The following is a 15,147-nucleotide window of genomic DNA, read 5'->3' as shown; positions in this document are numbered from 1 at the left end:
GGCCGCGGGCGGGCCGTGGTCCTGGTGCTGCCCAGGGCGGTGACGAGCCGCTGGTGGGCGCCCGCGTCACGGTCGCCCGCGGGCCGCGGTTGCAGCCGCTGACCCGCGGCCGGGTCGAGCGCCTGGGCGAGGCCGGTCGGGCCTGGGTCGCCGACCTGCCCCGCGTCCTCGACGAGCTTGCCGGGCGCTGGGGTCTCGAGCTGGGCCGTGGCCTGCCGGGCGGCTCGGCGTCGTACGTCGTCGGGGCGACCACCGCGGACGGCGAGCGACGCGTGCTCAAGGTGCCCACGCCGGACCAGGCGCGCGAGAGCCAGGTGGCGGACGTGCTGGTGCGGGCCGAGGGCCGCGGGTACGTCCGGCTGCACGCCCACGACCCCGGCACCGGGGCGCTGCTGCTCGAGCGGCTCGGGGACCAGCTCGAGCGGACCCCGCTCCCGCCCGAGGAGAAGGTCCTGCTCCTCGCCGACACCCTCCGCCTCGCGTGGGCCGTGGGTGAGACCGAGCGGGCAGGACGTGCGCCGGACGTCCCCGTGCCCGACCCGGAGGAGGCCGAGCGGGCAGGACGTCCGGGAAGGACCTGCCCGCTCGGCCTCCCGGAGCCAGTGGACAAGGCCGCCAGCCTGTCCCAGCAGGTGCGGCAGCTCGACCAGAGGCTCGGGCACCCGACCGACCCGCTAGTGCTGCGGGCCGCCCTCGACCACGCCGAGCGGTTGGCCGGGTGGACCGGGCCGACCGTCGTCGTCCACGGCGACCCGCATCCCGCCAACCTCCTGCGCGCCCCCGACGGCCGGGGCAGCGGCTGGGTGCTGGTCGACCCTGACGGCTTCCGCTGCGACCCGGCGTACGACGGCGGCGTGGTGCTCCGCGACTGGAGCACCCACCTGCGGGGTGCCGACGCCCGGCGCACGCTGCGCGCCTGGTGCGGTCTGGCGGCCGACCGCACCGGGCTCGACGCCGACCGGGTCTGGGCCTGGGCCTACCTCGAACGTGTCTCCACCGGGCTGTTCGTCACCTCGCTGGGCGCGGAGCGGCTCGGGCGGCCGTTCCTGGAGTCGGCGCGCGGGCTGCTCTGACGGCGTCGATCGACCACTGTGGGGCGTCCTCGTTCAACCAGGTTGAACCGGAACACCACACAGTGGTTCCGGCGCGGCGCCGCGCCGTGCCGGCCCCGCCACCGACCCGCCAGCAACCTGCTCGACCAGCGCCGAGTGAGCGTCGAACCAGCGCCGAGTGAGCGCCGAACCAGCGCCGAGTGAGCGGGCTCAGCGCACCCGGCGCACCCGGATCGGCCCCTTGGCGGTGGAGGGGTCCACGACCTTCCCGCCCTGGGTGATCTCGACCTCGCCGGCCGCGACGAGCCGGCGGGCGGCGCGGCGGGCGGGCTCCATCAGCTCGCGCCAGTCCTCGCCGCCGACGGCGCGGGCCGCCTCGGAGGGGCAGATCGTCGCGTCGGCGGCCCGGCGCGAGAGCAGGTCGCGGATGGAGGTCTCCAGCGCACGGTCGGTGTCGGAGACCTTGTGCCGGCGGCAGGCGTCGGAGCAGTAGCGGACCTGGTCCCAGTCGCGCTCCCACTTCTTGCGCCACTCGATGGTGCGGCCGCAGGAGACGCACACCTTCGGCTCGGGCACGCCCGCCGACGTACCGGCTCCCTCACGCCCACCGCCTCGCTGCCTGCCCACGCCTCGAGGATGCCGCGCACCCAACCCCCGACCAACACCCCGATGTCTAGCCTGAGCCCATGCAGGTCGACAGCAGCCCGGGCGACAGGCCGGTGGGCAGTCCGGTGGGCAGTCCGGTGGGCGGCCCCGCGAGCAGCGCGGAGGTCGCCGAGCACCTGGCCGACACCGGCTACCTCTGTGACGAGGCGCTGGCGACCGTGGTGTTCCTGGCCCGGCGGATGGGGCGGCCGCTGCTGCTCGAGGGCGAGCCCGGCACGGGCAAGACCGCCCTCGCCGAGGCGCTGGCCCAGGTGCAGGGCGTCCCGCTGCTGCGGCTGCAGTGCTACGAGGGGATCGACGCCAGCCAGGCGCTCTACGACTGGGACTTCCCGCGCCAGGTGCTGCACCTGCGCGTCCTCGAGGCCGCTGGCGGCGCCGACGCCGAGCAAGCCGAGAAGAGCCTGTACGACGAGCGGTTCCTGCTCGCGCGCCCCGTGCTCGCCGCGCTGCAGCAGGCGCCGTCGGTGCTGCTGGTCGACGAGGTCGACCGGGCCGACGACGAGTTCGAGGCGTTCCTGCTGGAGGTGCTCTCGACCTACCAGGTCTCGATCCCCGAGCTGGGCACGATCCGCGCGGCCGAGCCGCCGCTGGTGGTGCTGACCTCCAACCGCACCCGCGAGCTGCACGACGCGCTGAAGCGCCGCTGCCTCTACCACTGGGTCGACCACCCCGGCCTGGAGCGCGAGGTCGAGATCGTCCGCACCCGCCAGCCGCAGGTGTCCGAGGCGCTGGCCCGCCAGGTGGTCGGAGTGGTGCAGCAGCTGCGGGGCGACATCGGGCTGCAGAAGCCACCGGGCGTCGCCGAGACCCTCGACTGGGCGCGGGCGCTGCACGAGCTGGGCTGCACCGAGCTCGACCTGGCGACCGCGGCCCGCACGCTGGGCGCGCTGGTGAAGTACCGCGAGGACGCCGACCGCGTGAAGCACGCCCTCGACCGCATGCTCGTGGCCTAGGCGCGCGACGATGACCCAGGTGGTGCACGACGCCGACGAGGTGCTGCTGGCGTTCGCGCGCGCGGTCCGGGCAGCCGGGGTGCCGGTGACCCACGACCGGTCCGCGTCCTTCCTCGAGGCCACCTCGCTGGTCGGGCTCGGCGACGTCGCGGCGGTCCGGACGGCCGGGCACGCCACGCTCTGCGCCGGGCCCGACGACCTGCACCGCTTCGACCAGGTCTTCGAGGCGTTCTTCGACGCCCGGGCCGGTCTGCCGCGCACCCGGCCGGCCACGCCCGGCGCGACCAGCACCGCGACCCTCCCCGAGGCCGAGGACGAGCAGGACGGCGACGGCGGGGCGGAGGACACCGACGCGGTCGTGCGGGCGCGGGCCAGCGCCGAGGAGGTGCTGCGCCACCGTGACGTGGCCTCGCTGGACCCGGCCGAGAAGGCGCGGCTGGCCGCGATGTTCGCCGGCCTGCGCGTGCGGGCCCCCCAGCGGCGTACCTCCCGCCACCGGAGGTGGCACCGCGGCCAGGTCGACGCCCGCGCCACCGTCCGCTCCAGCCTGCGCCGCCTCGGCGAGCCCGGCAAGATCGTCCACCGCCGACGCGCGACCCGCCCGCGTCGGGTGGTGCTGCTCGTCGACGTCTCCGGCTCGATGAGCGGGTACGCCGACGCCTTGCTGCGCCTGGCGCACCGGCTGACCCAGGCGCCCGGTGCCAGGGTGGAGACCTTCACGGTCGGCACGCGGTTGACCCACCTGACCCGTGCCCTGGCCACCCGCGACCCCGAGCGCGCGCTGGTGGCGGCGGGCGAGGCCGTGCCGGACTGGTCCGGCGGCACGCGGCTGGGGGAGACCCTCCAGGTGTTCCTCGACCGGTGGGGCCGTCGCGGCACCGCCCGGGGCGCGGTGGTCGTGGTGTTCAGCGACGGCTGGGAGCGTGGCGACCCGACGCTGCTCGCCGAGCAGGTCGCCCGGCTTCACCGGGTCGCCCACCGGCTGGTCTGGGTGAACCCCCACCGGGGCAAGACCGGCTACGAACCCCTGCAGTCGGGGATCGTGGCGGTGCTGCCCCACGTCGACGACTTCCTCGCCGGGCACAGCCTGGCGACCTTTGCCGAGCTGTGTGAGGTGATCGAGCGTGCGTGAGGTCCTGCCCGAGCTGATGCGCTGGTGGGAGGCCGGCGAGACCGTCGGCGTCGCCACGGTCGTCGCGACCTTCCGCTCCGCCCCGCGCCCGGCGGGCGCCTCGATGCTCCTGGGCCCCGACGCCTCCGCGGTGGGCTCGGTCTCCGGCGGCTGCGTCGAGGGCGCGGTCTACGAGCTGGCCGGCGAGGTCGTCACCTCGGGCGCCCCGGTGCTCGAGCGCTACGGCGTCTCCGACGACGACGCGTTCGCCGTCGGACTGACCTGCGGCGGCATCCTCGACGTCTACGTCGAGAAGGTCTCCCGCGAGACCTTCCCCGAGCTCGGCGAGATCGCCGCCGACATCGAGGCCGGCCGCCCCGTCGCCCTCGCCACCGTCATCGAGCACCCCGACCCCGCGGTCCTCGGGCGCCGGCTGGTCGTGCGCCCGGGCGAGCCGCTGTCGGCCTCGCTCGGCTCCTCGCGGATGGACGACGCGATCCACGACGACGCCCTCGGCCTGCTCGCCACCGGCTCGGCGGCGACGCTCACCTACGGCACCGACGGCGAGCGCCGCGGCGAGGGCATGCGGGTCTTCGTGTGGGGCTTCGCCCCGAAGCCGCGGATGCTGGTCTTCGGCGCCATCGACTTCGCCGCCGCGGTCGCCCGGGTCGGCTCCTTCCTCGGCTACCACGTCACCGTCTGCGACGCCCGCCCCGTCTTCGCCACCGCCTCCCGCTTCCCCGACGCCGACGAGGTGGTCGTCGACTGGCCGCACCGCTACCTGCGCGCCGAGGTCGAGGCCGGCCGGGTCGACGCCCGCACGGTGCTGACGGTGCTGACCCACGACCCGAAGTTCGACGTACCCCTGCTCGAGGTCGCCCTCCGCCTCCCCGAGGTCGCCTACGTCGGCGCCATGGGCTCGCGCCGCACCCACGACGACCGGCTCGAGCGGCTCCGCGAGGTCGGCCTGGGCCCCGACGAGCTCGCCCGGCTGCACAGCCCGATCGGCCTCGACCTCGGCGCCCGCACCCCCGAGGAGACCGCCATCTCCATCGCCGCCGAGATCATCGCCGGGCGCTGGGGCGGCAGCGGCGAGCCGCTCGCCGCCACCACCGGGCGGATCCACGGCGAGGAGTGAGGTCGCGCGGCGTGGCCGGGTTTGTCGGCTACCCGACGAACCCGGCCATGCGACGACGGAGCTTCGCCGTGGAGCTCCCGGGTCCCGACGTCACCCGACAAACCCGGTGTGGCCGGGTTCGTCGGGTCCCCGACAAACCCGGCCATGCGACGACAGAACTTCGCCGTCGAGCTCCCGGGTCCCGACGTCACCCGACAAACCCGGTCGGACGTCCTTGACCCCACCCGCCACAGTGGACCCATGACGCCCAGCTTCGGGCCACGCCGGCGCGCCGCGCACCGGCGGAGCACGTACGCCGCCGCGCTGCTGTTCCTCGCCCCGCTCGCCGCCTGCAGCACCGGCGGGGGGCGAGCCCGCGGCGGAGCCGCCGGCGCCCGCGCGCACCAGCACCACGACCGGCCCGTCCCAGTCGCCGACCGGCGGCCCCATCCAAGACGCCAGCGACGACTCCTCCACCGGCTCCACGGACGCGGACGGAGGACAGGTCGACACCGATCCCGACACGACCAGCCTCCCTCCCGTCCGCGACCGGACGAGCCTGCCTACCCTCATGCGCGAGGACGTCCGCGGCGGCGGCTTGAGGACCACCCGGCAGCTGGCGGAGACCGACCGCTGGACCGGCTTTGCCGCGACGTACCAGGTCAACGGGGCCACCGTCTCCGGCGAGCTGCTGGTGCCGAAGGGAGAGGGCCCGTTCCCGGCGCTGGTGCTCAACCACGGCTACATCGACCCCGACGTCTACGTCCTCGGCCAGGGCATGAGCCGCGAGCAGGAGTGGTTCGCCGCGGCCGGGTTCGTCGTCCTGCACACCGACTACCGCGGCCACGCCGGGTCCGACCCGGTCGCCGACCAGGACCGCGAGAGCCGGCTGGTCTACACCCGCGACGCCATCGGCGCGGTCAAGGCACTGCAGCGGATGGCGTACGTCGACGCCGACCGCACGGCGTACGTCGGGCGCTCCATGGGCGGCGGCGTGACCCTCAACGCGCTCGTCGCCGAGCCCGACCTGGTGGACGCGGCGGTCGTCTTCGCCTCGGTCAGCAGCAGCTTCGTCGACAACCTGCGGCAGTTCACCGAGCCCAACCGGCCCGACGGGGCCCGGGCCTTCTACGCCCGGCACGGCACCCCGCAGGGCAACCCGCGCTTCTACGACGGGCTCTCCAGCCGCACCTACTTCGACCGGGTCGAGGTCCCGGTGCTGCTCCACCACGGCACCGCCGACGACACCTGCCCGATCGCCTGGTCGCGCGAGACCGACCGGCTGCTCACTCGCGCCGGCGCCGACTCCACGCTGGTGGAGTGGCCGGGGGAGGGGCACGCCTTCGGGCCGCGGTTCGCCGACTCCATGCGCCGCACCGTCGCGTTCCTGCGCCGTCACCTCGACGGCTGACCCGGCCGGCCCTCGCGCAGCTTCAGCGGCCGGCCGCTGAAACTGACGGTGGGACGATGATGTTTCAGCGGCCCGCCGTCACATCCAGCGGCCGGCCGATGAAACTTCCGCGCAGCGGACCTCGACCGCCCGCACGAACTGTGACGCCCATCACCGACCCGGTGCTACGTTCACGCCATGGAAGCGGACCTGCGGGCTCGCCGCGTCGACGCCGTGCGGGCGTGGACCTCGTTCGTCGAGCGCGGTGACGGTGCCGAGAAGCTCGTGCGCCCGGAGATCTGGTCGAGCTGGACCCGCTCGGAGCAGACGATCAGCCCCGAGGTCGCCTACGCCCCGCTCGACGACGAGTCCGAGACCGAGGCCTACTGGCGCGAGTCGCCCCTGCAGACCGCCGTGGAGCGGGTGGAGGAGGACCTGCGCCGCACCTGCGAGGACGGCGACCTGGTCGTCGCGGTGACCGACCCCCAGACCCGCATCCTGTGGACGTACGGGGGCCGCACGATGCGCCGCAAGGCCGAGTCGGTCAACTTCGTGGCCGGGGGCCGCTGGGACGACCGCTCCGCCGGTACCAACGCCCTCGACCTGGCCAACCGGCTCGACCGGCCGCAGATGGTCTTCAGCGCCGAGCACTACGCCTCGATGGTGCACAACTGGGTCTGCTGGGCCGCACCCGTCCACGACCCCGCCACCGGTGTGCAGCTCGGCGTCCTCGACCTCTCCACCACCTGGGACCGGACCCACCCGATCGGCCTGGCCACGGCCCAGATCATGGCCCGCCTCATCGAGCAGGCCCTGCCCGCCAGTGCCGCCCCGCTCGGCAGGACGCCCGGCCTCGACGGCAGCCAGCCCGGCCTGGTCCTCTCGGTGCTCGGCACCGCCGAGGCCCGGCTCGACGGGCAGCGCCTCCTGCTCAACCGCCGCCAGTCCGAGATCCTCGCGCTGCTCGCCCTGCACCCCGAGGGCCTGTCCCTGGACCGCCTCCACGCCGCGGTCTACGGCGACCACGCCGTCACCTTCTCCACGCTCAAGGCCGAGGTCTCCCACCTCCGCGCCGCCCTCGGCGGCCAGCTCTCCTCCCGCCCCTACCGCCTCACCATGCCGGTGGCCACCGACGTCGACCACGTGCTGTCGATGCTGCGTCGCGGTCGGGTCAGCCAGGCCGTCGAGGCGTACGGCGGCGACCTGCTGCCCGGCACGGACTCACCGGCCCTGCAGGAGCTCGGGGAGTACGTCGCCGTCGCGGTCCGCGAGGCCCTCCTGGCCGACCCCGAGCCCGAGGCCGTCGCCCGCTACAGCGACCTCGCGCCGTACGACACCGAGGTCGTCGAGGCCGCCCTCGCCCGCCTCGGCGGCCGCGCCCACCCCCTCGTCCCCCTCCTCAAGGGCCGCCTCGCCGCCGCCCGGACCTGAACCACACCCACCCCAGCGTCCCCGCACGCCGCAATCCGAGCCGGGTGCCGAGGACACATCCGAGGGACGCGGACGGACGACCACGCCCCCACCCCGGCGGTGGATGGATGGGCCTGGCCCCCCTGGAGCGACGAAGGAGCGGAAGGGGTGGATCTCCGCCGCCGGGGTGGGGGCGTGGGCGGTAGTCCGCGACCCTCGACCCCGACCGGGAGTACGCGGAGAGGACCCACCAACCGAGCCCCACCCCCACACCAACCCACCACCAACCGTCCGCTCCTAGCGTGAGCCGGGTCACACCCATCCACGTTCCCCTTGGAGAGTCCATGACCCGGATCAGCCTCACCGTCGACGGCGCCAAGGTGGCCGACGACGTGGAGCCGCGCATGCTGCTGGTGCAGTACCTGCGCGAACGTCTCGGCAAGACCGGCACCGTCGTCGGCTGCGACACCAGCAACTGCGGCGCGTGCACCGTCCACCTCGACGGCACCAGCGTGAAGTCCTGCAACGTCCTGGCCGTGCAGGCCGACGGCTGCGAGGTCACCACCATCGAGGGCCTGGCCCAGGACGGCGAGCTGCACCCGGTGCAGGAGGCCTTCCGCGAGTGCCACGGCCTGCAGTGCGGCTTCTGCACACCGGGGATGATCATGCAGAGCGTCGCCCTGCTGAAGGACAACCCGAACCCCTCCGAGGAGGAGATCCGGCTCGGCCTCGAGGGCAACCTGTGCCGCTGCACGGGATACCACAACATCGTCAAGGCCGTGCAGCACGCCTGCGGTCAGGGCGCCGGTGCGCAGCAGGAGGTGACCGCATGACCGCCGTCCAGGAGCCCACCGTCGAGCGCGAGATCGGCCGCGAGCGCCGCCGCAAGGAGGACCAGCGCCTCATCACCGGGCGCACCCGCTGGACCGACAACATCAACCTGCCGGGGATGCTGCACCTGGCGATGGTCCGCAGCCCCTTCGCGCACGCCAAGATCGTCTCGATCGACACCACCGCGGCCAAGGACGCCACCAACGTCGTCGACGTGCTGACCGGCGCCGACCTGGGCGAGGCCCAGGGTGCCTGCATCAACGCCTGGGCGATCACCGAGGACCAGGTCACCCCGCCGCACCTGCCGATGCCGAGCGACCGGGTCGCCTTCGCCGGCGAGGTCGTGGCGGTCGTCGTGGCCCGCACGGCGGCCGAGGCCCGCGACGCCGCGGAGCTGGTCGACGTCGAGTACGAGCAGCTCCCGGCCGCGCTGGACCTCAAGGAGGCCGCGACCGACGCGGTGCTGGCCCACCCGGACCTCGGCACCAACAAGTCGGCGTTCTGGAAGTTCGACTCCGCCGAGGCCGGCACCGGCGGCGACGTCGACGCCGCGATCGCCAGCGCCCGCGACGGCGGCATCGTGATCGAGCGGGAGTACCGCCAGCAGCGCCTCATCCCCGCCTTCATGGAGCCCCGCTCCGTGGTGGTGGACCCGACCGGCGAGCAGATCACCGTCTGGTCGGCCACCCAGATCCCGCACATCCTGCGCTTCGCGATCGCCGCGACCACCGGGGTGCCGGAGTCGAAGATCCGCGTGATCGCCCCCGACGTGGGTGGCGGCTTCGGCGGCAAGCTGCAGCAGACCCCGGAGGAGATGATCGCCTTCGCGGTCGCCCGTCGGATCGGCAAGCCGGTGAAGTTCACCGAGACCCGCAGCGAGTCGCTCATGACCGCCCACCACGGGCGCGACCAGTGGCAGAAGCTGACGCTGGCCGCCGACAAGGACGGCAAGGTCACCGGCCTCAAGGTCGAGCTGCTGGCCGACCTCGGCGCCTACGTCGCGATCGTCGGCGGCGGCGTGCCGGTCCTCGGCGCGTTCATGTTCAACTCGATCTACAAGTTCCCGGCCTACCAGTTCAACTGCCAGACCGTCCTCACCAACAAGACCTGGACCGACGCCTACCGCGGCGCCGGGCGGCCCGAGGCGACGTACGCCATCGAGCGGATGATGGACGAGCTGGCCGCCGAGCTCGGCGAGGACCCGATCGAGGTCCGCCGCCGCAATTGGATCGACGCCTCGGAGTTCCCCTTCACCACCGTCGCCGGCCTGGAGTACGACTCCGGCGACTACGAGAAGGCGACGCGTCGCGCCATGGAGATGCTCGGGTACGACGAGCTGCGGGCCGAGCAGCAGCGGCGCCGTGACGCGGGCGACCGGGTGCAGCTGGGCATCGGCGTCTCGACGTTCACCGAGATGTGCGGCCTGGCCCCGAGCCGGGTCCTGGGCCAGCTCAACTACGGCGCCGGGGGCTGGGAGCACGCCAGCGTCCGGATGCTCGCGACCGGCAAGGTCGAGGTCGTCACCGGCGCCTCGGCGCACGGGCAGGGCCACGAGACGGCGTTCAGCCAGATCGTCGCCGACCGCCTCGGCGTGCCGTTCGACGACGTCGAGGTGCTGCACGGCGACACCCAGATCTCCCACAAGGGCCTGGACACCTACGGCTCGCGCTCGCTGGTCGTGGGCGGCGAGGCGCTGGTCAAGGCCGTGGACAAGGTGATCGAGAAGGCCAAGCCGCTCGCGGCGCACCTGCTCGAGGCCAACGTCGAGGACCTGGAGTACGTCGGCGGGCGCTTCGGCGTGCGCGGCACCGACCAGGGCGTCACGATCCAGGAGCTCGCGGGGGCGGCGTTCGCCGCGCACAACTACCCCGAGGACATGGAGCCGAGCCTCGACGCCGAGGCGACCTACGACCCGGTGAACTTCAACTACCCGCACGGCACCCACCTGTGCGCGGTGGAGGTCGACACCGAGACCGGTCAGGTCAGCATCCGCAAGTACGCCTGCTGCGACGACATCGGCAACATCATCAACCCGCTGATCGTCGCGGGGCAGGTCCACGGCGGTCTGGTCCAGGGGATCGCGCAGGCGCTGTGGGAGGAGGCGGTCTACGACGACTCCGGCACGCTGGTGTCCGGGTCGTTCACCGACTACCTGCTGCCCACGACGGCCGACACGCTGTCCTTCGAGGTCGACCACACCACCTCGCCCTCGCTCACCAACACCCTCGGCACCAAGGGCGTCGGCGAGGCCGGCACGATCGCCTCGACCCCGGCCGTGGTCAACGCGGTGGTCGATGCCGTGCGCCACCTCGGCATCAACGACATCCAGATGCCCTGCACCCCGCAGCGGGTCTGGAAGGCCATCCAGGGCGCCGGCTCCGGCGGCGCGACCCCGGGTGCGGCGATGCCGCACTTCAGCGAGGACCAGCCCGGTCAGGACAGCACGGAAGGAGCGGGCGCATGATTCCCGCACAGTTCGACTACCTCGCCCCGACGACCGTCGACGAGGCGCTGGCCGCGCTGGCCGAGCACGGCGACGACGCCAAGATCCTGGCCGGGGGGCAGTCGCTGCTCCCGGTGCTGCGGATGCGGCTCAACGCCCCCGAGATGGTCATCGACCTCAACAAGATCCCCGAGCTGCGCGGGGTCCGTGACGACGGCGACCACCTGGTCATCGGCGCGATGACCCGGCACAGCGACATCGCCATGGACCCCCAGATCGGCGAGCACGCGGCGCTGCTGCAGAAGGCCGTGCACCACCTGGCCGACGAGCAGATCCGGCACCGCGGCACGTTCGGCGGGGCGCTGGCCCACGCCGACCCCGCCGGCGACATGGGTGCTCCGGCGCTGGCGCTGGGGTGCGAGTTCGTCATCGCCGGGCGCGACGGCGTCCGCAACGTCGCGGCCGACGACTTCTTCGTCGACCTCTTCGAGACCGCGATCGGCGAGGACGAGATCCTCACCGCCGTCCGGGTGCCCAAGCACACCGGGTGGGGCGCCCACTACGAGAAGTTCGTGCGGGTGGCGCACCAGTGGCCGATCGTCGCGGTCGCCGCGGCGGTCAAGGTCGACGGGGGCACCATCACCGAGGCACGCGTGGGCCTGACCAACATGGGCTCCACGCCGCTGCGGGCCCGCGCGGTCGAGGACGCGTTGCGGGGCCAGCCGGCCACCGAGGACGCCGTCCGCGACGCGGCGGCCCGGGCGGCCGAGGGTGCCAACCCGCCCTCGGACCTCAACGGTGACGCCGAGTACCGCGCCCACCTGGCCACGGTCCTCACCCGCCGCGCCGTGCTCACGGCGGCGGGGGTCTGAGGCCGGCGTGGAGCTCCAGCACCGCTTCACGGTCCCCCTCGGCGTCGAGGACACCTGGACCCACTTCGAGGACATCGCGGCCCTCGCCGAGTGCTTTCCCGGGGCGGTCGTCACCGGTGTCGAGGGGGACTCCTTCTCCGGCACGGTCAAGGTCAAGCTCGGCCCGATCGCCCTGCAGTACGCCGGGTCCGGGACGTTCGTGGAGAAGGACGACTCCGCCCACCGCTTCGTGGTCGAGGCCAAGGGCAAGGACAAGCGCGGCAACGGCACGGCCGGGGCCACGGTGACCCTCGTGATGAGCGGGGACGCCGCCTCGACCGACGTGCAGGTCGACACCGACCTCAACGTCACCGGCAAGCCGGCGCAGTTCGGCCGCGGGGTGATGCAGGACGTCTCGGACAAGCTGCTCGGGCAGTTCGTCTCCTGCCTGGAGCAACGGCTGGCCGCACCCGAGCCGGCCGCTGACACGGACGGGGACGCGGCCGCGGGGCCGGCCACGACGGCTGCGGGGGCGCCGTCGGTCGTGGCCGGCTCCGGGTCGGCTCCGGCCGCCGACGAGACGCCCATCGGCTCCAGCGCCGCCGCTGCGGTCGCCGGCGCCGGGTCGGGGGCGGGCTCCGGGGCGGCCGCCGGCGTCCGTCCGATCGGGAGCGCGCCGTCGCGATCGGCTCCTGCCGGCGACGACGCGCTCGACCTGGGGGCCACGGTGCTACCGGTGCTGCTGCGCACCTACGGCCCCAAGATCGGCGCGGGCCTGGGGGTGCTGCTCGTGCTGGTGCTGCTGCGGCGCCTCCTCCGCTGACCGGAGGACCCGGGGGTGGCGGGACCGCGGTGGACCGCGGTCCCGCCCGCCCCTGGCCGTCCGTCCCCGTCGTCGGCCCGCGTCACGGAGCGCTGACGCGCAGTCCCGCCGCCCCCTAGTCTGCGGACGTGACCCGCATCGTCGCGTCCCTGCTGGGCCTGCTGCTCCTCGCGGGCGTCGTCGCGGCACCGGCGCTGGTCTACGGCGCCGAAGACGGTGGTGGCGGCGACGAGCCGACCTCGATCAGCTCCTACGACGTCGCGATGACCGTGCGCGCCGACGGCACCGCCTCGGTGCGCGAGACCATCGTGCTGCAGGTCAGCACCTCGGACCGCCGCGGTATCTTCCGCTTCTTCGACCGCGCCGACTCGCCGGTCGACGGCGGCCGGGTCCGCCCCCGCGACGTCGAGGTGACCCGCGACGGCGCCGAGGAGCCGTGGGTCACCGAGTCCTCGGGGGCCGGTCGCTACCTGGTCTGGCGGATCGGGGACGAGGACGTCTTCCTGACCCCCGGGGCCCACACCTACCGCCTCACCTACGAGCTGGCCGACGTGCTGGGCGAGGGCCCCGACGGGCGCGCGCGGCTGTCGTGGGACGTCGTCCCCGGCGGCTGGGCGCAGGCGATCCAGCGCGCCCGGATCCGCGTCGACCTCCCCGCGGGGACGGTCGGCGCGGTGTCCTGCGACCAGGGCCAGGGCCTGGCCGGAGGGTGCACCGCCACCGGCGGGCAGGGCGGCGACACCCTGTCGGTGGTCACCGGCCCACTGGCCCCCCGCACCCCCGTCACGCTCACCACCGACCTCGACCTGCCGGCGCCGGCGCTGCAGGAGGCACTGCCCTGGGCGCCGCGCTGGGACCCCGTCCTGGGCATCCGGCCCTGGCTGCTCGTCCTCGTCGCGCTGGCCGCGCTGGCCGCGCTCGCACTGGGAGCGGTGCTGGCGCAGCGTGCCCGCGAGCTGCGTCCCGGGCTCCCGCTGGTCTACGCCCCGCCCGAGGGCCTCGGACCGGCCCAGGCCTACTTCGTCGCCCACGAGCAGGTCGGTCGTCAGCGGTTCGTGGCCTCGTTGCTGCACGCGGCCGAGCAGGGGGTGGTGCGGCTGGTGCCGCACGAGGACGGCTGGACCGTCCACCGGGACGGCACCGACGCGGAGGCCGCCCTGGACCCGGTCACGCAGCAGGCGATCTCGGTCGTCCCCCAGGGCGGGTCGTTCACCTTCCGGAAGAAGGACGTCTCCGCGGGTCGCACCCTGAAGTCCCACCTCGACACCTTCGAGGACGCCGTCCGCGACTGGGGCCGGGACTCCGGTCACGTCGTGCCCGCAGGGCTCGGTGGGCTGGGCGTCCTCCTGGTCCTCTCCGCCGGAGCGGGGGCGGTGGCCGCGGCGTGGTTCGCCCCCGGCCCGGCCGTGCTCGGGCTCGTGCCGGGCGGCTTCGCCGCCGCCGCGCTCCCGCTGCTGCTGCCGGGCTCCGGCACCCGGCGTACGTCGTCGGGCCGGGCGCTGTGGTCGGCCGTCGGCGGCTTCGAGCGGGTCCTGTCGACACCGTCGAGCAAGCAGCGCTTCGACTTCTCCGGCCGTCGCGACCTCTACACCGCCTACGTCCCGTGGGCGGTGGCCTTCGACTGCGCGGAGGAGTGGTCGCAGAAGTACCGCGTCGAGGTCGGCGAGGACCCACCCGCGCCGTCCTGGGCGGGGTGGTACGCCGGGAGCGCGGGCTCGACCTGGACCGACCGGATCGTCGACGACCTCGACGCCAGCATCGGCTCGGCCATCTCGGCGTACGACGCCACCCAGTCCTCCTCGTCCGGCGGGGGCGGGGGAGGAGGCGGCGGTGGCGGTGGGGGCGGCGGCTCCTGGTAAGCCGTGCCCCGACCGCGCGTGCACGTCGGTCGGGGCGCCGTGACAGCGCCCGTCGACCGCGGCAGGATGGCGACGTGATCGTGCTGCTGGTCCTCCTCACCCTGCTCCTGGCCCTGGCCGCCCTGGTGGTCGTCGGCTTCAACCGGCTGCGCACCGCCGACGTGGCCGCGCAGGAGGCGCTGGGCGGGATCGACGTCCAGCTCACGCGCCGCGCCGACCTGGTGCCGAACCTCGTGGAGACCGTGAAGGGGTACGCCGCGCACGAGCGCGAGGTGCTCGAGGAGGTGACCCGCGCCCGGGCCGGGCTCGCGGCCGCCGCCGGCTCCGACGACGTCGCGGCCCGCGCGGCCGCCGACAACCTGCTCGAGCAGGCGCTGGGCCGGCTCAACGTCGTCGCCGAGGCCTATCCCGACCTCAAGGCCGACCAGACCTTCCTGGAGCTGCAGCGCCAGCTGGCCCAGACCGAGGACCAGGTCGCCTTCAGCCGGACCTACTACAACGACGCGGTGGGCACGCTCAACACGCTGGTCGCCACGATCCCGTGGATGTTCTTCACCGGCATCGCCTCGGTCGGCAAGCGGGAGTTCTACGACGCCCCGGCCTCCCACGACGCGCCGCCCGCCGTCAGCTTCTGAGCCCGC

Annotated in this window: 13 protein-coding genes; 12 read left to right on the top strand and 1 reads right to left on the bottom strand. The window is 74.2% G+C overall.

Features of this window, described 5'->3' with window-relative positions; translation table 11 throughout:
* The first annotated feature begins 53 nt into the window (after positions 1 to 53).
* Entirely contained in the window at positions 54 to 1,073 is a 1,020-nt protein-coding gene (locus tag ACYVID_RS02185) for an aminoglycoside phosphotransferase family protein (RefSeq protein ID WP_460733967.1), read from the top strand.
* A 189-nt stretch (positions 1,074 to 1,262) separates the two neighbouring features.
* On the opposite strand, the gene ACYVID_RS02180 is transcribed toward ACYVID_RS02185, so the two are convergent.
* Entirely contained in the window at positions 1,263 to 1,628 is a 366-nt protein-coding gene (locus tag ACYVID_RS02180) for a DUF3253 domain-containing protein (protein ID WP_460733965.1), read from the bottom strand.
* 110 nt (positions 1,629 to 1,738) lie between these two features.
* On the opposite strand from ACYVID_RS02180, the gene ACYVID_RS02175 reads away from it, so the two are divergent.
* The 11 genes from ACYVID_RS02175 (at position 1,739) to ACYVID_RS02125 (ending at position 15,141) form a co-directional block, all read left to right on the top strand.
* Positions 1,739 to 2,671: an AAA family ATPase gene (locus ACYVID_RS02175; protein WP_460733963.1), complete on the top strand. Its 933-nt coding sequence runs from the start codon at positions 1,739 to 1,741 to the stop codon at positions 2,669 to 2,671.
* A 10-nt stretch (positions 2,672 to 2,681) separates the two neighbouring features.
* Entirely contained in the window at positions 2,682 to 3,803 is a 1,122-nt protein-coding gene (locus ACYVID_RS02170) for a vWA domain-containing protein (protein WP_460733961.1), read from the top strand.
* Entirely contained in the window at positions 3,796 to 4,920 is a 1,125-nt protein-coding gene (locus ACYVID_RS02165) for an XdhC family protein (RefSeq protein ID WP_460733959.1), read from the top strand. Before ACYVID_RS02170 ends, ACYVID_RS02165 begins: the two co-directional genes overlap by 8 nt.
* Positions 4,921 to 5,470: 550 nt before the next feature.
* Positions 5,471 to 6,310: an alpha/beta hydrolase family protein gene (locus ACYVID_RS02160; RefSeq protein ID WP_460733957.1), complete on the top strand. Its 840-nt coding sequence runs from the start codon at positions 5,471 to 5,473 to the stop codon at positions 6,308 to 6,310.
* Positions 6,311 to 6,487: 177 nt separating this feature from the next.
* On the top strand, positions 6,488 to 7,720 hold the full coding sequence (locus ACYVID_RS02155; RefSeq protein WP_460733955.1) for a sigma-54-dependent transcriptional regulator family protein: 1,233 nt from the start codon (positions 6,488 to 6,490) through the stop codon (positions 7,718 to 7,720).
* A 323-nt stretch (positions 7,721 to 8,043) separates the two neighbouring features.
* Positions 8,044 to 8,532 (top strand): (2Fe-2S)-binding protein, encoded by a 489-nt coding sequence (locus ACYVID_RS02150; protein ID WP_460733953.1) that lies wholly within the window; start codon positions 8,044 to 8,046, stop codon positions 8,530 to 8,532.
* Positions 8,529 to 10,994 (top strand): xanthine dehydrogenase family protein molybdopterin-binding subunit, encoded by a 2,466-nt coding sequence (locus ACYVID_RS02145; protein ID WP_460733951.1) that lies wholly within the window; start codon positions 8,529 to 8,531, stop codon positions 10,992 to 10,994. The genes ACYVID_RS02150 and ACYVID_RS02145 overlap by 4 nt, the downstream gene beginning before the upstream one ends.
* On the top strand, positions 10,991 to 11,845 hold the full coding sequence (locus ACYVID_RS02140; RefSeq protein WP_460733949.1) for an FAD binding domain-containing protein: 855 nt from the start codon (positions 10,991 to 10,993) through the stop codon (positions 11,843 to 11,845). The genes ACYVID_RS02145 and ACYVID_RS02140 overlap by 4 nt, the downstream gene beginning before the upstream one ends.
* A 7-nt stretch (positions 11,846 to 11,852) precedes the next feature.
* The gene (locus ACYVID_RS02135) at positions 11,853 to 12,647 is read left to right on the top strand and encodes an SRPBCC family protein (RefSeq protein WP_460733946.1); all 795 of its coding nucleotides are present in this window, start codon (positions 11,853 to 11,855) and stop codon (positions 12,645 to 12,647) included.
* Positions 12,648 to 12,775: 128 nt separating this feature from the next.
* Entirely contained in the window at positions 12,776 to 14,506 is a 1,731-nt protein-coding gene (locus ACYVID_RS02130; RefSeq protein WP_460733944.1) for a DUF2207 domain-containing protein, read from the top strand.
* A 74-nt stretch (positions 14,507 to 14,580) separates the two neighbouring features.
* On the top strand, positions 14,581 to 15,141 hold the full coding sequence (locus ACYVID_RS02125) for a LemA family protein (RefSeq protein WP_460733942.1): 561 nt from the start codon (positions 14,581 to 14,583) through the stop codon (positions 15,139 to 15,141).
* Positions 15,142 to 15,147 lie beyond the last annotated feature (6 nt).

Source organism: Nocardioides ginkgobilobae, assembly GCF_054781275.1.
This window is presented reverse-complemented; position numbering and strand designations above follow the sequence as displayed.

Bases quoted from the DNA above. Each gene is read 5' to 3' on its own strand.
- ACYVID_RS02160 (WP_460733957.1), top strand. From the start codon at position 5,471: ATGCGCGAGGACGTCCGCGGCGGCGGCTTGAGGACCACCCGGCAGCTG.
- ACYVID_RS02175 (WP_460733963.1), top strand. From the start codon at position 1,739: ATGCAGGTCGACAGCAGCCCGGGCGACAGGCCGGTGGGCAGTCCGGTG.
- ACYVID_RS02140 (WP_460733949.1), top strand. From the start codon at position 10,991: ATGATTCCCGCACAGTTCGACTACCTCGCCCCGACGACCGTCGACGAG.
- ACYVID_RS02170 (WP_460733961.1), top strand. From the start codon at position 2,682: ATGACCCAGGTGGTGCACGACGCCGACGAGGTGCTGCTGGCGTTCGCG.
- ACYVID_RS02150 (WP_460733953.1), top strand. From the start codon at position 8,044: ATGACCCGGATCAGCCTCACCGTCGACGGCGCCAAGGTGGCCGACGAC.
- ACYVID_RS02155 (WP_460733955.1), top strand. From the start codon at position 6,488: ATGGAAGCGGACCTGCGGGCTCGCCGCGTCGACGCCGTGCGGGCGTGG.
- ACYVID_RS02145 (WP_460733951.1), top strand. From the start codon at position 8,529: ATGACCGCCGTCCAGGAGCCCACCGTCGAGCGCGAGATCGGCCGCGAG.